18 protein-coding genes and 1 riboswitch are annotated in these 19,443 nt (G+C 36.6%); of the genes, 3 read left to right on the forward strand and 15 right to left on the reverse strand.

The window, feature by feature from the left end:
• Nucleotides 1-9 precede the first annotated feature (9 nt).
• Nucleotides 10-2,007, reverse strand: coding sequence for a KUP/HAK/KT family potassium transporter (locus DQM95_RS06690; protein ID WP_046389518.1), 1,998 nt, complete (start codon nt 2,005-2,007; stop codon nt 10-12).
• Between the two features lie 132 nt (nt 2,008-2,139).
• A complete protein-coding gene (locus tag DQM95_RS06695; RefSeq protein ID WP_037591803.1) occupies nt 2,140-3,759 on the reverse strand; it encodes a DEAD/DEAH box helicase in 1,620 nt (539 codons plus the stop codon).
• A 211-nt stretch (nt 3,760-3,970) separates the two neighbouring features.
• Here DQM95_RS06695 and DQM95_RS06700 point away from each other — a divergent pair, with 211 nt between their 5' ends.
• Entirely contained in the window at nt 3,971-4,747 is a 777-nt protein-coding gene (locus DQM95_RS06700; RefSeq protein WP_037591802.1) for a Cof-type HAD-IIB family hydrolase, read from the forward strand.
• A gap of 36 nt (nt 4,748-4,783) precedes the next feature.
• Here DQM95_RS06700 and DQM95_RS06705 read toward each other — a convergent pair whose 3' ends face one another.
• The 5 genes from DQM95_RS06705 to DQM95_RS06725 form a co-directional block, all read right to left on the reverse strand.
• Complete coding sequence (locus DQM95_RS06705; protein WP_037591801.1) at nt 4,784-5,620, reverse strand: hypothetical protein; 837 nt, start codon at nt 5,618-5,620, stop codon at nt 4,784-4,786.
• 53 nt (nt 5,621-5,673) lie between these two features.
• Nucleotides 5,674-6,318, reverse strand: a complete 645-nt coding sequence (locus DQM95_RS06710; RefSeq protein WP_111685981.1) for a DUF6287 domain-containing protein — start codon at nt 6,316-6,318, stop codon at nt 5,674-5,676.
• Nucleotides 6,319-6,512: 194 nt separating this feature from the next.
• On the reverse strand, nt 6,513-8,057 hold the full coding sequence (locus DQM95_RS06715; protein WP_012658728.1) for a peptide chain release factor 3: 1,545 nt from the start codon (nt 8,055-8,057) through the stop codon (nt 6,513-6,515).
• 113 nt (nt 8,058-8,170) lie between these two features.
• Entirely contained in the window at nt 8,171-8,866 is a 696-nt protein-coding gene (locus tag DQM95_RS06720) for a TMEM164-related integral membrane acyltransferase (RefSeq protein WP_012658729.1), read from the reverse strand.
• A 92-nt stretch (nt 8,867-8,958) separates the two neighbouring features.
• Nucleotides 8,959-10,329, reverse strand: coding sequence for a UDP-N-acetylmuramoyl-tripeptide--D-alanyl-D-alanine ligase (locus DQM95_RS06725; protein WP_012658730.1), 1,371 nt, complete (start codon nt 10,327-10,329; stop codon nt 8,959-8,961).
• Between the two features lie 137 nt (nt 10,330-10,466).
• Nucleotides 10,467-10,557, forward strand: a riboswitch (THF riboswitch).
• 39 nt (nt 10,558-10,596) lie between these two features.
• On the opposite strand from DQM95_RS06725, the gene DQM95_RS06730 reads away from it, so the two are divergent.
• A complete protein-coding gene (locus DQM95_RS06730; RefSeq protein WP_012658731.1) occupies nt 10,597-11,154 on the forward strand; it encodes a folate family ECF transporter S component in 558 nt (185 codons plus the stop codon).
• Between the two features lie 39 nt (nt 11,155-11,193).
• Here the strand turns inward: DQM95_RS06730 and DQM95_RS06735 are convergent, their stop codons facing one another.
• The 7 genes from DQM95_RS06735 to DQM95_RS06765 all read right to left on the reverse strand — a co-directional run bounded on the left by DQM95_RS06735 (nt 11,194) and on the right by DQM95_RS06765 (nt 17,941).
• Nucleotides 11,194-12,240: a D-alanine--D-alanine ligase gene (locus tag DQM95_RS06735; RefSeq protein ID WP_037591800.1), complete on the reverse strand. Its 1,047-nt coding sequence runs from the start codon at nt 12,238-12,240 to the stop codon at nt 11,194-11,196.
• Nucleotides 12,241-12,377: 137 nt separating this feature from the next.
• Nucleotides 12,378-12,974: a recombination mediator RecR gene (gene recR / locus DQM95_RS06740; RefSeq protein WP_012658733.1), complete on the reverse strand. Its 597-nt coding sequence runs from the start codon at nt 12,972-12,974 to the stop codon at nt 12,378-12,380.
• A gap of 11 nt (nt 12,975-12,985) precedes the next feature.
• Complete coding sequence (pbp2b, locus tag DQM95_RS06745; protein ID WP_046391468.1) at nt 12,986-15,058, reverse strand: penicillin-binding protein PBP2B; 2,073 nt, start codon at nt 15,056-15,058, stop codon at nt 12,986-12,988.
• 88 nt (nt 15,059-15,146) lie between these two features.
• The gene (locus DQM95_RS06750) at nt 15,147-15,923 is read right to left on the reverse strand and encodes a formate/nitrite transporter family protein (RefSeq protein ID WP_046391469.1); all 777 of its coding nucleotides are present in this window, start codon (nt 15,921-15,923) and stop codon (nt 15,147-15,149) included.
• A 94-nt stretch (nt 15,924-16,017) separates the two neighbouring features.
• Nucleotides 16,018-16,563: a hypothetical protein gene (locus DQM95_RS06755; RefSeq protein ID WP_037591797.1), complete on the reverse strand. Its 546-nt coding sequence runs from the start codon at nt 16,561-16,563 to the stop codon at nt 16,018-16,020.
• Between the two features lie 65 nt (nt 16,564-16,628).
• The gene (locus tag DQM95_RS06760; protein WP_012658736.1) at nt 16,629-17,147 is read right to left on the reverse strand and encodes a transcription repressor NadR; all 519 of its coding nucleotides are present in this window, start codon (nt 17,145-17,147) and stop codon (nt 16,629-16,631) included.
• Between the two features lie 101 nt (nt 17,148-17,248).
• On the reverse strand, nt 17,249-17,941 hold the full coding sequence (locus DQM95_RS06765; protein ID WP_012658737.1) for a phosphoglycerate mutase: 693 nt from the start codon (nt 17,939-17,941) through the stop codon (nt 17,249-17,251).
• Nucleotides 17,942-18,178: 237 nt separating this feature from the next.
• Here DQM95_RS06765 and DQM95_RS06770 point away from each other — a divergent pair, with 237 nt between their 5' ends.
• The gene (locus DQM95_RS06770) at nt 18,179-19,114 is read left to right on the forward strand and encodes a dihydroorotate oxidase (protein WP_037591796.1); all 936 of its coding nucleotides are present in this window, start codon (nt 18,179-18,181) and stop codon (nt 19,112-19,114) included.
• Between the two features lie 77 nt (nt 19,115-19,191).
• On the opposite strand, the gene DQM95_RS06775 is transcribed toward DQM95_RS06770, so the two are convergent.
• Complete coding sequence (locus tag DQM95_RS06775) at nt 19,192-19,398, reverse strand: hypothetical protein (protein WP_037591795.1); 207 nt, start codon at nt 19,396-19,398, stop codon at nt 19,192-19,194.
• Nucleotides 19,399-19,443: the final 45 nt, after the last annotated feature.

Here is a 19,443-nt window from a genome sequence, read left to right on the forward strand (position 1 = left end):
TCAATCTTTTTATGAATTTTCAGCAGGTGTTTCAATTTCTTTGATTGGTAGTTTTAAGATATCAGATAGGATTAATGGGACTAATTCCACTTTTACTTCTGAATATTGTAAACCAAACCAACGGGTTGGTGTTGCTGTAAAATGTTTGATACTTGCCTTGGTTTGCATGATAAAGCGCTCAAATCCTGTTAACTGCCGAGCTTGTGATACACGTTCTTCAATAATCACAAATCTGAAGTCACCTACTTCTCTACCTTTGGAAATTGAGTACTCTTGAATTTGTTTTGGTAAACGACCACTTTCCATTAAGTCTTGAACAATGGTTCTCAAATAGCGGGGAACGGTTTGTGGCATTCTAAATCCGAGATAAAGTTCTACCTTGACCATATAATCTGTTCCCATCATATCAACTTTATACTTAGCTGTATAAGGTTCATCGGTCACTTTTACATTAACAAACCAATAAACTTTGGCTCTTTTTGGACGTTTATCAAGAATTGAGTACAAGATAGATTTATCAATCATATTGCCTTGCAAACGATTTGTTAAATATACCACATTTGTTTGGTACAAATCAATTGAGGTATCATCACGCAAAGCTTTGATTTGATCTCTGTAATCCAATAAATTCAAAGATTTAACATATTTGAAAACAATCTTTGTTCCTTGGTGCCAAATAAACATTAAAGAAATAATGGTAAATGCAATAATAACAACCACGTAGCCACCGTGAAAGAATTTAACAGCTGAAGCCCAGAAGAAAATAAATTCTAATGCTGCAAAGAAAGCCATAATAAGATGAGCCAAGATAGACTTCATTCCACGCATTACCAAGAAGTAATTCAATAAGATAGTTGTCATCAGCATAGTAATGGTAATAGCTAAACCATAAGCTGACTCCATGTGCTCTGAAGTTCTAAAGTATAAAACGACACTAGACGTGATTAAGAAAAGTACCCAGTTTATAACAGGTATATAGAGTTGACCTAAATTTTCTCCTGGATAAGTCACTCTAAAGAGTGGGAAAATTTTAAGTCGCATAGCTTCTGAAACAAGAGTGAAAGATCCTGTAATCAGGGCTTGAGAGGCTATGATGGCTGCTAAAGTTGCCAAAATGACAGCGTAAACTCTAAAATTCTCTGGAATAGAAGCAAAGAATGGATTAAGTTCAATACCACTATTTTTATGAGATAAAATCCAGGCACCCTGTCCACAATAAGATAAAACAATACAAGCTTTTACAAATGGCCAACTTACATAGATGTTACCACGACCGACATGGCCTAAATCTGAATAAAGTGCTTCAGCACCAGTTGTTGCGAGGAAAATTGAGCCTAGAATAAAGATTCCACGATGGTTTTCAGGACTCACCAACAAATGTAATGCATAGTACGGATTTATTGCCTTGAAGATTTCTAAATTTCCTAAACTATTAAAAAGTCCACTTAGTCCTAAAAAACTAAACCATAATAACATAACTGGACCAAATAATTTACCAATTAAACTAGTACCAAATCGTTGAATGCTAAATAGAGACAACAAAATTACCAAGGTTGTAATGATAACATTCGTTTGATTTTCATAGATATGATTGATACCAGGTACTGCTTTTAACCCTTCTATGGCCGATGTAACAGTTACGGCAGGGGTCAGAGCACCATCTGAAAGTAAGGTAGCACCACCAATCATAGCTGGAATAATTAACCATTTGGACATTTTTCTAACCAATGTGTAAAGTGAAAAAATACCACCTTCTTTATGGTTATCAGCTTTCAAAGCAATCCAGACATACTTGACAGTCGTAATCAATGTCAAGGTCCAGAAGATTAAGGAAACCGAACCAAGTATGAACGACTCGGTCATTTGAGTCAAACCGCCTTGATTTTCAACCAATGACTGCATGGTGTATAACGGACTAGTTCCGATATCACCATAAACAATCCCAAGTGCAATAACAAAACCGGCTTTTGTTGCTTTATCAAAAGACGGGTGATTGGCATTAGACATCCCAATCTTCCTCCTAATTTTCTTAAAAAGTACCAAAAATGGTTGCTACCATTATAACAGATTCATTCCCAAAAAGGAAACAAAGCTAAAAGAAAAAAGGAATTGAAAACGTGTTCAATTCCCTTTTTTAGATTATTCCCCTTTGTGTCTGATGACAAATCCAGAGTCCTTTTGTGATGACTTTTTCTCTTTGTTGAAAAAGTCATTGGCATTACGTTTTGGTTTGCGTTTAAAATCACGGTTACCGCCGTTGTCGTCACGTTTATCTCTGTAACGCCCTTCACGTTTATCATCACGCTTACCTCGATAACCACCACCGCGACGATCGTTGTCACGACCACCACGTCCACGATTATCTCTACCACGTCCGCCTTTATTACCCTTTTTACCACCACCATGGCCACCACCGACATATTTAAACGGCAATGGTTTCTCACGAGCAATTTCAACTTCAGGTAAATCAGCCGGGTCTTGGACAGTTAAGCTCAAGATATATAAGGCTAATTCTTCTGGCGTAAATTCAGAAGCTAATTTTAAAGCGTCCGCCTTGAATTTATCAAAATTTGAACGAATAGCTTCATCCGCAAAATCACGTTCAATTTTTTTCAAAGCAACTTTTTTCTTAGCTTGGAAGGCTTCCTCAGCAGTTGCAGGTTTTAATGGTTTCATTTGTTTCTTGGTTAGGTTCTCAATCATGGATAAGTAACCCATCTCATTTGGTGAAACGAATGTAATTGACTCACCAGTTTTACCCGCACGACCAGTACGTCCAATTCGGTGAACATAGCTTTCAGGGTCTTGTGTAATGTCATAGTTATAGACATGTGTTACACCTGAAATATCAAGACCACGCGCAGCAACGTCAGTGGCAACTAAGATATCAATTTGGTCGCCTTTGAAATCGCGAATAACACGTAAACGTTTATTCTGATCAAGGTCCCCATGAATACCTTCTGCCCGGAAACCACGCAATTTCAAACCACGGGTGATTTCATCAACGCGACGCTTTGTACGACCAAAAACAATTGAAAGTTCTGGCTGATCAACGTCCATCAAGCGCGTCATGGTATCAAATTTTTCTTGTTCTTTAACACGAACATAAAACTGTTCAACGTTAACGTTTGTTAATTCTTTATTTTTAATTTGAACATGTTCTGGATTTTTCATAAACTTAACGCCAATTTCTTTGATAGGAGCTGGCATAGTTGCAGAAAATAGTAAAGTTTGACGTTCTGAAGGAACGCGACTAATAATCGCTTCAATATCCTCTAAAAAGCCCATGTTAAGCATTTCATCAGCTTCGTCTAAAATTAATGTTTCAACATGATCAAGTTTTAATGCTTTACGTTTAATCAAATCTAATAAACGACCTGGTGTACCAACAACAATATGAGCGCCTGATTTAAGGGCTTTAATTTGTTTATCAATACTTGATCCGCCATAAACGGAACGAACTTTAACACCTTTGTCTCGACCAAAACGGAAAAGTTCTTCTTGACTCTGAACAGCAAGTTCACGAGTTGGAGCAATAACGAGTGCTTGGATAATGTTCTCATCCGTACGGATCTTATTCAAGGTTGGTAGTCCAAATGCGGCTGTTTTACCAGTACCTGTTTGAGCTTGACCAATGACATCTTTACCTTCTAATGCTAATGGAATCGTCATCTCTTGAATTGGAGATGCTTTTTCAAAACCTGCTGTTACAACAGCTGATTGGATGTCTTCTGATAAGTTAAATTCTGTAAATTTCAAATGTTTCTCTTTTCTAAAAAAGCAGTGCGAAGCTGCCTTATAAGCCTGTATATTCTTGTCGTCCATTTGACAACTAGTTTAGTTTAACACAATTCATTTCAAAAAGATAGGAAATAAGTTATGAAAAGGTTTTTATACCAAAATAATGGTAAAATAATCTCAGTGACATGATCACTTAAAAATTTTAGAAAATGTGAAGGTATCTCATACGATGACTTATAAAGGAATAGTTTTTTTTGATTTGGATGGCACTTTGTTAAATGCTGTTTCCCAAGTTAGTCCCGAAAATCGCAAAGCTTTGGACCAATTAAAGGCTAACGGATATCTACCAGTTATCGCAACAGGCCGTTCTGTAGAAGAATTAGATAATGTGCTTGAAGAGTCAGGTATTCAATCAGTGGCTATGTTAAACGGCATGGTCGTTGAGGTTGATGGAACCATTATCTCTACGCAAACCATTGATAAAAAAGATATCCAAAAAACTTTAGAATTGGCGAGAAGTTTAGGCGAAAGTATTGCCTTTTACACCCCTGAAGAGTTGGTTTTAGCTGACTTATCAGATGGCCTCAAAAAGCATTTTGACTATTTTCATGGTCCTCTTCCACGAATTGATGATAGCTATTATTTGACACAAGATGTTAACATGATATTAGTTGGTGGCTCCAATAAAGAAAATGATCATTTGTATCAAGAGGCTGTACCTAATCTTCGCTTCTTACGCAATAGCCCATTTTCTATCGATGTGGTTAAAAAAGGATTTCATAAAGGAACTGGTGTTCAGATTATAAAAGACTATTTAGGACTAAAAGATATTCCTACCTATGGTTTTGGTGATGGCGGAAATGATTTAGACCTGCTTAAAGCAGTTGATCACCCTGTTGCAATGGAAAATGCAATCCCTGAATTAAAAGCATTAGCTGAATTTATCACACATAAAAATACCGAAGATGGTATCATTTTTGGTTTAAAACACTATGGACTCATATAATAAAAGAGAGACTTCTACCAAGAAGTCTCTCTTTTATTATTGTTTAACCAAACCAAGGCCACCTAAAGGGTAAGAAAAATCAAATTCTGAATGTTCTCCTGTTTGCCACAAAACCGGAACCATACTTGTCCCTTCAAGATGAAAACCAAAGGTATATTTGATATTAGCCCCACCAATACCGCCAGGAATCATAATTGCTTGGTTATAGCCATTATTACCGACTAACTCATAGTAGCCATTGCCACGATCATAAACACCATTAAAATAGGCACTTTGCGGTTGAGCATAATGGACATATCCTGACGACTTGTCTACCCGTGTAACAGTTCCATCTGCTGAGATCGTAATTGTTACTAACCAATCAGGATCTGGCTGAACACTCCAAGTCCCAACCAAAGCAGCAGGTATTGGTAAAAGGGTTGGTGTAACAAGAGATTTATCTGCCACATCTTGGCTTTGACTAGTTGTGCTAGTTTCGGCACTTGCATTTGTTTGTGCCTTTTCAGCAATTCCACTTGGCTTCGTTTCTGGTACTACAACTGTGGAGGTATCTATAGTAGTTTTTTCTGAAACAACATTTGCTTGACTAACAGTCTCGCTATTTAGAGTTTGATTTTCTGAGCCTTGGACTGCTACAACTTGCTCTACTTGTGGGAGAATAATATTATTTTTAAGACTGGAAGTTGTAGCTTTTTTACCGTCAACTTTTTGACTATCCTTTACACCTGCTTTACTTGCGGCTTTTTGATAACTGACTGGAATAGCTTTGTTGTTGAATTGTTCTTGAGCACTCTCTTGATCTTGACCAAGGCAAAGAATACTTGAACACGCCAATGTTAGAACTACTGCACTAATCATAATTTTCTTTTTCATTTTTTCGCTCCTTATTATCCTATTGTTTCATTTTCAAATAGGACTTCTCTCCATTACTGTTTAAAAAATGGATGTTTATCAGTTTCTATGGATTGCCCCATTGTGATGGAATCTTGATTATAGACAGTACCTATATGGGCATTTTTCACTCCAGCTGGTGTAACCAATAAGCCTGCCCCCGTTATACTAGCAAGGTAACAATTTTCATGGATATATCCATTACCAATTTTGTCTTGACCTCTAGTTACTGTACCATTCGTCTGTTTGTAGTCAAGTGTGAAACTGCCGTCAGCAGCAATAATTAGGACTTCCCCTAAATCATTTTTCCAAGTTCCAGCAATTGGTGAAAAGTCACGTTTTTGTAAACTCGTTAGCAATTCTTGAGTTGAAGTCGTCTTCTCATTTTCTGTCCCACTAGTAGAATTACTTATTTGGGGATTACTTTCCTGACTGTTTGTTGGAGCTGTTGGACTAGAATTTTGTTCACTGGTCTTTGACGTTTCAGACTTATTTGCACTAGCTTCTTCCTCACTGATGGCTGATGTCTCTTTTTTGCTTTTCGTTTTTTTAACTTGTGTTTGTCCAAATTCTTTTTTTGCTTCTGTTTCTTGAGAATTCGATGATAAGATATTAAAAGCGAAAAATAGGCATAAAATAAATACAAGTAATGAAAGAGTAATTATTAATCTTTTTTTCATGTTAGAACTCCTAATGTCTTTTTTTCTTTATTTCATCTTCATTATAGCACTTAAAGTTTAATTTGCAACACTTTTGTAACACTTTAGAAATAAAAAGTTATTTAATAGTAATCTAAAGTCACAAAAAGTTATTTCATAGTAATCTAAAGTCACAAAAAAAAAAGCTAAACTCTAATGTTTAGCTTTTAATTTCATTACATTTTTTCTTCGAGTTGAACATCTGGATACTTATCAGCGAACCAACGAAGGGCAAAATCATTTTCAAATAAGAAAACGGGTTGGTCAAATCGATCCTTAGCCAAAATATTACGACTTGATGACATACGCTGATCTAGGTCCTCTTCTTTTATCCAACGTACAGTCTTTTTACCCATAGGAGTCATGATCACTTCCGCATTGTATTCACCTTCCATTCGGTGCTTGAAGACCTCAAACTGAAGTTGACCGACGGCACCTAACATGTACTCACCCGTTTGGTAATTACGATAAAGTTGAACTGCCCCTTCTTGAACCAATTGTTCCATTCCTTTATGGAATGATTTTTGTTTCATAACATTTTTCGGAGACACTTTCATAAAGAGTTCCGGAGTAAAGGTTGGCAAAGGCTCAAATTCAAATTTATGTTTCCCAACAGTTAAGGTATCCCCTACTTGATAGGTCCCTGTATCGTATACTCCAATAATATCTCCAGCAACGGCATTTTGAACATTTTCTCGGGATTCAGCCATAAACTGAGTCACATTTGACAGTTTTGCACCTTTTCCTGTCCGGGTTAAATTGACCCCCATCCCTTTGACAAACTCACCAGAAACAATTCTGACAAAGGCAATACGGTCACGATGACGTGGATCCATATTCGCTTGGATCTTAAAGACAAAGCCTGAAAAATCTTTTTCTAAAGGATCAATCATTTGGCCCTCTTTTGTTTTATGGCCGTGCGGCTCGGGTGCAAATTCCAAGAAGGTATCAAGGAATGTCTGCACACCAAAATTGGTCAAGGCTGAGCCAAAAAAGACAGGGGTTAACTCACCTGACAAAATAGCTTCCTCAGAGAATTCATTACCAGCCTCTTGCAGTAGCTCAATATCATCCAAGACCTGTTCATAAAAGGGGTTATTGGCAAAAAGTTTTGCACCTTCTTCTAGATCTGCAAAACGGTTCTCACCTTTGTACAGTTCAAGACGATTGTTATGTAAATCATATAGTCCCTCAAAGGCTTTTCCCATACCAATCGGCCAATTCATTGGGAACGATGCGATGCCCAATACCTCTTCTAATTCTTCTAAAAGTTCAAGAGGCTCACGACCATCTCGGTCTAACTTGTTGATAAACGTAAAAACTGGAATGCCACGATGCTTGACAACTTCGAAAAGTTTTTTGGTCTGTGCTTCAATCCCTTTAGCCGAATCGACAACCATAACTGCGGCATCTACTGCCATTAAGGTACGGTAAGTATCTTCAGAGAAATCCTCGTGTCCTGGGGTATCTAGGATATTGACCCGTTTTCCAGCATAATCAAACTGCATAACAGACGAGGTTACTGAGATACCACGTTGTTTTTCAATATCCATCCAGTCCGATTTGGCAAATGTTCCTGATTTCTTTCCTTTTACAGTACCAGCTTCTCTGATTTCCCCACCAAAATAAAGAAGTTGTTCTGTAATGGTTGTTTTACCAGCATCTGGGTGACTGATGATAGCAAATGTTCTTCTTTTTTTAATTTCTTCTTGTATTGACATATATTTTCCTTGAACTCTTATTTCCTTTTTATCGTGTAAGACGAGGATCACTTCATCTTTTCCTCTAAAACAACTCTTTCATTATAGCTAATTTTAAAACCTTTCGCAATGTCTTACACTTTTAGCCCTTGACTTATTTTTCTGGAATGGACATTAGCATAGCTGATAAAGGTTACTTCTACTAGCTTTGCCATTAAGAGTAAACCAAAAGTCACTAGGAAGAAATTGATGAACAGATGGTGGCTATGTATGATAGGGACTTCTTTTAAAAAACCGTAGTTTCCCTTAGTCAAACTGTTAATAATAACTAATGATAAATTAATGATAGCTAGTCGATTTAAAAATTGTCTTTTTGATGACAATGTGTCGTCGTAGTTATCTTGCAAATATATAAGGGCATTTACGAGTAGGGCATAGTGTCCAAGATAAAAGGCAACATTGGTCGCATGAAAGAGAGGATAAGGATATAAGTCAGGTGATAAGACTGCCAAAATAGGGCCTGCTACCCCTAATAACATAAACAGTTGTTTTAACACTGTTTTATTTGGTAGTAAAAAAATGGCAAGCATACCAATTCTGCAATGGTATAAGGGCAAGGCTTCCTGCAAAGGAAAACCTCTCATGATATACCAACCATATAAGCTTATCAACTGACTTGCTTGTAAGATGAGAAAAAAGTTCTTAAAAGCAACAACTTTATGGTATTTGAAACTTAAATAAATCAAAAATGGACAGATTAACAGTGTCATCAGATAAAAAGGAATTGATAAGTGTGGAATAAAACCTTCTTGTAAACTAAAAAAATTCATAAATAATCCTTTCTCGATTTCTCATTATACCTTAATCTTATTTTTAGAACAAGATGATAAATGAAATCCTTGGATTATTTATGAATTTACTTTCAGGCATTCCCAACCAATTGTTCCACTAACTGGTCTAAATGCATAGAGTTGCTTCCTTTTAATAAAAGATAGTCATTAGCTTCTAATATTTCTTTCACGTGATTTGCCATAGCATCAAATTGATCTTGGTCCTCTGTCTTTTTAAAAAAGTAAACTTTCCCAATGGGATACATTTGACTAGCAAGTTGAGCTAAAGACTCAATATCATTTCCGTAAAAAACCAAATGATCTATTTTATCGGGACTTAAAGCAGTAATTATTTGTTGATGCAGCTCGACAGATTTTGGGCCTAGCTCTTTCATATCCGCTAGCACTGCTATTTTTTTCCCTTGATTTTCAGGAGTTAAGCTTGAAAAGCTTTCTAAAATTAATCGCATTGCTGTTGGATTTGCATTATAGACATCTGATAAGATATCTGCACCATTAGCTGCTTTTTTCCATTCTGTTCTGTTTTTGGTCAATTGAATGTTTTCTAAAGCTTCAATAATATCGTCATCTTCAACCGCCAACAATTTTCCAACATATGCTGCAATCATGGCATTGCTTGCGTTGTATTTCCCAGAGAGTGGTAAAGTGATTGCTCGGTCTAAAACATTTGTTGTAAAGGTTAGACTGTTTTTCCTTTCCTGAATATCTTTAACGTATATCTCTTGATTGTCACCAAAACGAATCAACATTTGATTTTCGGGTAAATAAGGATCGATAATAGGATCACCTGGAGCGATTAAAATGCCATGAGAATCCATACCATCAATAATTTGCATCTTACCTTCTGCAATTTTTTCACGACTTCCAAAAAATTCGAGATGCGCTTCCCCAATTAAGGTCACGACTGCAATATGAGGTTTGGCGATTTCTGATAAGAGATGGATATCCCCCATATGATCTTGTCCCATCTCAAGGACAATTTTTTCAGTATCCTCTGGCATGTGTAAAACAGTATAAGGTAATCCAATTTCATTATTGTAGTTACCTTGAGTTTTATAAGTCTTATAGGTCGTTGCTAGCACAGCCTCAATCATATCTTTAGTACTGGTTTTTCCATTTGACCCAGTAACTGCAATAACATCAAGTCGCATCTTTTCAATATAATATTGTGCTAACATTTGGAAGGCTTTTAAGCAATCCTTAACCAACAAGTATGGTTTTCCTGGGATCTCTTTTTCTGAAAAAGTTGCTACCGCACCATTTTCAAATGCCATATCAATAAAATCATGGCCATCTCTTTCACCTTTTAATGGCAAAAAAAGATCGCCCTTGGTAATTTTACGACTATCGAATTCGATTTGGTTCAGGGGAACGTCGTCAAATTCGGAAAGAGAATTTTGAGCCTCCACAACTTTTGCAACTTCATACAGTGATAGTTTCATAATCATTCCTTCTAAATTGAACACTTTGTTAAATTCTTTGTTCCTATTATACCACATTTTCGATCAATATTCCGTCATTTTCAAGACAGTTGAATTATGCTATAATTTTTCTCAGAAAGTGATTTTCCATACTTTCTGACAGAGTAGATGGTTTGCGTTAAGTGTATGTGAATGGGATGTCGTCACATAACGAAGCTTATTGCGCGGTAAATCATCGCATCCGCTGTTAAGTCATTAACAGCTCCACATTTTAAAGAAGGAGCACATATGCCAAAACAACTCTATTTTCCAAAATTGACTGTCCAACGATTAGTAACTTTAGCGATGTTAATAGCATTAGCAGTCATTGTTAGTAAATTTTCAGTTTCCATCATCCCAAATCAATTAGTGATTAGTTTTACCTTTATTGTCAATACTGTCATTGGGATAATCGCTGGACCTTTTTGGTCTTTTATCACCTTAGCAATGATCGATTTGATTGATAGCTTAATGGGGGGCACTAGCCATTTTATCATTTGGTGGACAGTTATGGAGGCTTTTCAGGGACTCCTTTATGGTTTCTTTTTCTATAAAAGACCATTGCGGTCAAATCAAAAAAAGGATTGGATCTATGTGTCAGCTGTGACGCTTGTTATCATGCTATTTTCAACATTTCTGATAACTCCCCTATTGATTCAGATTTATTTTCATGTTCCTTTCTGGGCCCAATATGCTGCGGGAAGATGGTTCAAGATTTTTGAGATACCGTTACGCGTTCTTTTAACCATGTTCCTCATACCTCCTCTTCAACGAATCCCAGAAATCAAGAAACTGTCAGCTCTATAAAAAAGAACAAAGTGTCATCCCCACTTTGTTCTTTTTCTTCTAGATTAAATGACTTTCACGTTTTTGGAACATTTCCTCAGCTAATGACACTAATTCTTCAATGAGATCAGAGTATGACAATCCCATATTATCCCATAATAAGGGATACATGGACCACTGAGTGAATCCAGGCATAGTATTCAATTCATTGAGATATAGGTTGCCATCCTCCGCTAAAAAGAAATCACAGCGAGACAAACCACATGCTCCAATAGCTTTAAAAGCTTGTTCTGCAAAATATCTCATTTGTGATGTAATGCCTTCATCAATCGTCGCGGGAATAGCCATACTTATCTTATTATCTATGTATTTGGCTTGATAGTCATAGAAGGCAACATCTTTGATGACTTCACCAGGTAGAGTTGATGCTACTTTCGTATTTCCTAATAAGCCAACTTCAATCTCACGTGCTACGACTCCTTGTTCAATTAAAATACGACTATCATATTTTAAAGCTAATGCAATAGCTTCTCTTAAGCCTTCAATTGATTCTGCTTTTGAAATTCCAACTGAAGACCCCATATTTGCTGGTTTCACAAAAATTGGAAAGCTTAATGTCTCAAGTGTTTCAGTGATACAGTCTTCCAAGTCATTACCTTCAATATAGACGGTGTAGTTAACTTGTGGAATACCTGCTGATTCCAAAACTCGCTTAGTGGTAATCTTATCCATTGCGACACTGGAAGATAAAATATTGGTACCGACATAAGGCATTTTTAGGATTTCAAGGAAACCTTGAATTGAGCCATCTTCTCCCATTGGACCATGTAACAAAGGAAAGACAACTGCTTTATCTTCATAAATATCACTTGCCTTGATTTTTAATGACGCATCCAAGCTAGCATTGGTCATTAATTTTTCAGACTCACTTGGTTGAACAGTAAATTCTTGTGTTTTGTAAAAATCACCTGCTTGTGAAATGAAATAAGTTTTGACATGGAACTTATCATAATTAATAGCTCTCATGATGCTTTCTGCCGAAAGAACTGATACTTCTCTCTCAGCAGAACGTCCTCCATAAAGTAAAACAATGGTTTGTTTAGACATGTTAATGCTTCCTATCTGAATTGAATTTCTATTAATTATAACAAAAATAAGAATTCATTTCAAAATCATTTCCCATAATTTTTGCAACACTCTCATTCTCAAAAAAAGACAAGACTAGTAAAATAGCCTTGCCCTCATTAGAGTTCTGTTCGGTTTTCAATTGCTCGAAGTAAAGTAACTTCATCAGCATATTCAATATCAGAACCAACTGCAAGTCCACGAGCTAAGCGCGTTACTTTTATACCTGCTGGTTTTAGGACTCTAGAAATATACATAGAAGTGGCTTCCCCATCAGCCGTAGCATTTGTAGCAACAATAACTTCTGAAACATCACTATCCATCAAACGCGTAATCAATGTTTTCAGGTTAATATCATCCGGACCTACCCCATTCATGGGAGAAATCAAACCATGTAAGACATGATAATAGCCGTGATACTCCTGTATCTTCTCCATGGCTGAAACATCTTTTGAATCTTCAACCACCAATATCATGCTCTTATCTCGACTAGGGTCGGTACAAATGGAACATGGATCCTCATCTGTTAAATTTCCGCACACTGAGCAATAAGTGAGTTCTCTTTTGGCTGCCAATAAATTTTTGGCAAAGTCATTAACATCTTCATCACTCATACCGATTGTATAGAAGGCTAATCGAGTTGCCGTTTTAATGCCAATTCCTGGTAATTTTGAATAAGAATCAATAAGTTTTGCTATTGGTGTTGGATATAACACGCTTCTCTCCTTTATGTTTTTGCCTTATTTGCCATATATAAATTAATGATATCCCGAGCCATTTGTTGATGCGATTTGGCTAAAGCATCACTGGCATGAGGATACATAATGGCAACAGCTACTTCAGGATCTTGACTTGGACCATAGGCCACAACATTCAAGTTAAAAGTAGCAACTGTATTTCCTTCTTTATCTTTGGCATAAGTTTCAGCCGTTCCGGTTTTAGCACTGATTGGCACAGATCCACCCACCAAGCCTTTACCCGTTGCATATGGACTTGAACTGTTGACAACCTGATAAAATCCTTCTTGCAGAATGGCTAACTGTTCTGAACTAATGGTGACTTTATTGAGGACAGTTGGCTCCAGTATCTTTTCTAATTTACCTAAGCCCTTTGTGCCATCATTAGCGTAGATACTATCAACAACATGAGGTGCAATTCTTTGTCCCCCATTGGCAATTGTTGATACATATTGGGCTAATTGAAGGGTTGTATAATTATCAAACTGGCCAAAAGCTTCCGTTAAAACATTTGAAGCCGTATAATCTTTGGTCACATAACCTTGTGATTCTCCAGGCAAATCAATACCTGTTGATACTCCTAAACCAAATTCAGAAAAGGTCGATCGTAATGCCTCCATAGCTTTTTTCATTCCGTCAGTCATCAAAGACATACCAACATGATACTCTTGCCCCATCATTTTAAGAGCTATTTGAACCATATATGTATTTGATGAGTATTCCAAAGCTTGAGTTGCAGTTATATTTTGTTGACCTGCCGTAAACCATGAATTAATAGGTTTTGAATTTCCAAACTGGATTGGCTGATCTGTTAAGACTTGATTTCCTGAAATAACACCATTTTGCCAACCTGCCGTTAGGGTGGCTCCCTTAACAACCGAACCCGGCGTGAAAACATTGGTGATGGTCCCAAGAGCATTTTTTTGAATCTGCCCCGAATCCAAATCACGAGACAAGCCCGACATAGCCAGAACAGCGCCTGTTTTTGGATTCATTGCAACAGCATAGACCCCTTCAGAATAGGTTGCTTTACCTTGAGATATTTCTGAATCAAAATAATTTCTGACAATTTGATCCACACCATTTTGAAAATCAGTATCAATGGTTAGTTTAAGATTTTTACCTTTAGCGCCTTTTGAGGTAACCTTATCCGATAGAATTTTCCCTTTTTTATTGGTCTTTATTTCTCTAACGTCATGTTTACCTTGTAACACTTTTTCGTAAGCTTTTTCTAGGTAAGAAGTACCGACACGGTCGTTTAAGGAATATCCCTCTTTGAGGTATCTCTCTGCATCTTCCCGAGGAAGACCTGCCTCTTTACTGGAGACTTTACCAATAATTGAGTTGAGACTGGCATCCTCAACCTTGCGGTTCCAATCTGTCGAAATGGCAATGCCCGGCAACTTCGCTTTATTGGCAACGATATAAGCTATCTCTTGATCCGTTAAATCAGCTGTTCTTAGATAAACGGTATTGAATGTGGCTGCCGCATTCATTTGATTGAATATTGAGATTTGTTTAACTTCCTCTGGAGAATAGGTTAATTCTTTTTCTGTCAGCGAAGCCACAGCATTATTATAGATAACAGATTCTGCAAGACGATTACCATACTGATCCATTTTTTTGGCCTTTGGCAATTTTTCAACAACCTTGGCATAGACTTTAGGATCAGCTAAATAATAGTCTTTTTTTGCTCTTAATGTGACTTTACTATCGGTGTAAGTAACATACTGAGATAATTTCTTAGCCAATTTTTTTAAATCAGCTGCACTCGTTTTTGGACTACGGGTATAGGAAACCACATCCTTTAATTCATTCGAAACAAGTACTTTTCCTTTATAGTCAAAAATCATACCTCTTGGATTGGAATTTTTGACTTTATAAACTGTTGATGCTTTTAATTTAGCATCATAAAAAGCTTTGTTCTGAATTTGCATGTGTGACAGTCGCAAGACAAGTGCTATGAACAAAAGAACGATGATCAAAAATAAGAGGTGTATGCGATGAGGTATACTTGCCTTTTTTTTAACGATAAATGATGGTTTTTCTTTTTTAATGACAATAACCTCCTTACAAACTACCTTTCCTATTTTATCATAAATCGTAAAAAGAAAACTGAGAATTCATTCTCAGTTTTAGATTTTTTTGTTTTTAATCATGATTGTCATGTGCATGGTAGAAAGCAATATAATAAAAAAGACTCACAAAAATAGCACCACCAATAATATTTCCAGCAAAAACAAGTGAAAAGTTTTCCAAAAATTCTAACCAAGTTGCACCATTCTCAAAGATTGCAGCTGGAATGACAAAGGCATTGGCGACACTATGCTGAAAGCCTAGGGCAACAAATGTCATCACTGGAAACCAAATGCCTAACAATTTTCCACTGGCTTCTTTGGCTCCATAATTTAACCATAAAGCTAATCCCACAAACCAATTACATCCAATTCCTGAAACAAAGGCTTGTAATGGATTGGCAGCTATTTTAGCATGAGCAACTTCAATAACTTCTTCCTTAAAAATACCGCTTGCTGTTAAGCCAAGGAAATGACCAAAAACATAAGCGACGAAAAAGGCACCAATAAGATTAAAAATGGTAATCACTAACCAATTTTTAAGCAGGTCATTGAGTGAAATTTTTTTGGCAAAGAAACTAGCAGATACTGCCATCATATTACCCGTAATAAGCTCCCCACCTGCCATCAAAATGATAATTAAGCCGATCGGAAAGGCACAAGCACCAAGTATACTCGAAAAAGCACCAAATGTTTCCAAACCACTAGCAGCAATTCTAACATAGAGTAAATACCCTAAACTAATCATTGCTCCACCAATAAACCCTAAAATAGCCTTTGCGCGAAATGGTTTCGCAACTTTATACTGTCCTATCGCAATAGTGCTTTCAATAATTTCTTCTGGTGATTTCATCCCAATACTCCTAGTTATCATTTTCACAAAGTCAACTCCTAGTATAACAATTTTTCAAAAAAATGCAAGCCCTTCCATAGAAGAGCTTGTTTTTTTATTGTTTTGCAATCTTTAAATTGAGTTTATGAACCATGATATCCCACAACCAGAAGGAAAGGTAAAAATCGACAATTCCGTGTATCAATGTGCCAAGTCCTACCAAGCCTAGGATTGTCCAAATATAAGATGAGTCAGTGCTTGCAGTTTTTGTTAACAATAAGACAACAGCAAACTCTGCTGCAGCATGAATCACATTAATGCCAAAAGCAAAAGGGAAAGCTTTAATAGGATTTTCTAAAAGACTTGACTGTTTTCTTAAAAGGGTTGCTGCTATTATCGCAAAGAGGATATGGGATAAAGCTCTAAATACAATAACAATAGGAAAACCTGCCATAAAGAATCCCAAGGCAGTTCCTAAACTAACAAAGATTGCAACTGGTAAAGAAATAAAGGTTGCTAAAAAGATTGGAACATGGCTTGCTAGAGTAAAAGAAGCCGGTCCAATGATAACTTTAATTGGCATCATCATTGGTATAATAATGCCAAAAGCTACTAAAATAGAAGCGTAAGCAATTGTTTGCGTTTGTTTATGATTTGTCATTTCATCTCCTTTTGCATTATTATAAACAAAAAACATTACAGGTGTCAAGACACCTGTAATGTTTTTTAACTGTGATATAATAAACCAACTTTTTTCAATGCAGCTTTAATCTTTTGGAAATCTTCCTGACTTTGGCAAGAAATCAAATGACTATGGAGACCATCTGTTAATGAAGAAAGGAGTTCAGCTTGAGATTGTCTTACCTTAGACATAAAATCAGTAATATCATCTTGACTTTTAATATTTAAAGGTGCTGTCAACATTCCATAAATGGGATGCTCTACTTCAACTGTTGAGATAATCCCACCATGCTTTATAATGATTTCAAGTTCTATTTGGGTTTCCTCCATTGAGTGTTGACAGACAATCCTTGCCGTATAGGCACTCGTTTGGAGAGATGATTTCATGATGTAACCCTTCGGTGTCGACACAATATCATGTTGCGAAGCTCTGAGAAGAGCAATATCACCGACGATGACTTGGCGACTAACACCTAAAAGCTTTGCCAATTGCGTTGCAGAAATTGTGTCTGTCTCTTTTTCTAAAAGTTCTAATAAGCTTTCTCTACGTTGCTTAGCTTTCATCCTTATCACCTTTCATATCGATACTACTTCACATTTTATCACATTGTCCAAGATTCCAAAAGAGACAAAAAAAGGTTAAGCATTCACTTAACCTTCACGTCTTATTTGCCTAAATAGTACTCAGCAGTAACGTTTAATTTTTCGTCAAATTCGAAAACGAGTGGTGGGAAGTTAGGAATTTCAACATCCATAATTTCGTCATCATTTAAGCGCTTGATGTGTTTTACAAGAGCGCGGATTGAGTTACCATGTGCACCAATGAAAACATTTTTACCATCAACTAATGCTGGAGCAATTTTATCTTCCCAGAATGGTAGGGCACGCTCAAGTGTCACTTTAAGATTTTCTGCATCTGGAATAACAGAGCTATCTAAGTGAGCATAACGACGATCTGTGTGAGCAGAGTGTTCATCATCTTTTGCCATATCTGGAGGTAAAACATCGTAAGAACGACGCCAAATGTGAACTTGTTCATCACCAAATTGTTCAGCAGCTTCTGCTTTATTTTTACCAGTTAAACCACCATAGTGACGTTCGTTTAAGCGCCAAGATTTTTCAACTGGAACCCAAAGTTGATCAGAGTATTCAAGAGCAAGGTTAGTTGTTTTGATAGCACGTTTAAGAACTGATGTGAAAGCAAGGTCAAATTCGATACCAGCTTCTTTAATCAATTTACCTGCATCAATAGCTTGTTGTGTTCCTTTTTCTGAAAGATCAACATCAGCCCAACCAGTGAAAAGGTTAGCTTTATTCCATTCTGACTCACCATGGCGAGCGAAAACCAATTTTACCATTAGTTAATATCTCCTTTTATTTAAGGTTTAAAACTTTTTTACAGTTACTATTTTACAAAAATTAGACTAAAAAAGCTAGTCCATAACAGATAAAATTGAAAAGAGCATGCAAGGATAATGAAAGCGTTTCAAAGTTCGGAATTTGAATAGGTTTTTCTCATTATTTCTGATTTTTCTTGCCAAGACCTAGTCCAAGTGATAGAATAGAAAAAATTTGTCTAAATTCTGGAGGAAATCATGGTATCTACTGCTACTCAAATTGCTGGTTTTAACTTCGACAACTGCCTAATGAACGCAGCCGGTGTTTATTGTATGAGCAAAGAAGAATTATTGGAGATTGAAACATCTGCTGCAGGTTCCTTCGTTACTAAAACTGGAACCCTGGAAGCCCGTGAAGGGAATCCGGAGCCCCGCTATTCACCAACTCCTCTTGGATCCATTAATTCCATGGGACTACCAAATATGGGTTACGATTACTACTTGGATGTTGTTCTTGACTTAGAAAAAGAGGCAAATTCAAAAAATCACTTCATCTCAGTTGTTGGCCTTTCACCAGAAGATACCCACACAATCCTTAAAACCCTTCACTCTTCCGCTTACCAAGGACTTGTCGAACTTAATTTATCTTGTCCAAATGTTCCCGGAAAACCACAAATTGCCTACGATTTTGAAACAACAGAACAACTTTTAACCGAGATTTTCTCATACTACACAAAACCATTAGGCGTCAAGTTACCCCCTTATTTTGATATTATTCATTTCGATCAGGCCGCTGCAATCTTTAACAAATTCCCTCTTGCATTCGTAAACTCTGTTAACTCAATCGGTAATGGACTCGTTATTGATGACGAGACTGTTATCATCAAACCTAAAAATGGATTTGGCGGTATCGGCGGTGATTACATCAAACCTACAGCACTAGCTAATGTCCACGCTTTCTATCAACGCCTCAACCCTTCCATTCAAATTATTGGAACAGGTGGAGTTAAGTCTGGACGAGATGCCTTTGAACATATCCTTTGTGGAGCAAGCATGGTCCAGATAGGCACAGCTTTACAGGAAGAAGGACCAGAAATATTTACACGAATCACTGAGGAATTAAAACAAATCATGGTCGAAAAAGGCTATCAAAGACTGGATGACTTCCGCGGTAAACTCCACTATTTAGATTAATCCAAATAGCAAATCATGGGTTTGAACAGCTCTTGTTTTGATATTTAAAAATAGGATAAGATAACAAAACGAGACTATTATCTAAAATAGTCTCGTTTATATTTTTGAGCGGGATCAATGGTGCTATCACCTTTTTTAAGGTAATAAGTTTTTGAAGGTTTTTTTGAGGGTTTAGGAGCAACTTTTGGTAAAAATTTCTCTGATAAAAAGACGAATAATCCAATTTTAATAAGAGAAAAGATTAATAACCCAATAATAACTACTTCTATCCCTAATTCAAACATATACTATTACCTCACAATTCTATAGTAATAGTATAACCGCTTTCA

The organism is Streptococcus uberis, from assembly GCF_900475595.1.
Taxonomy (GTDB): Bacteria; Bacillota; Bacilli; order Lactobacillales; family Streptococcaceae; genus Streptococcus; species Streptococcus uberis.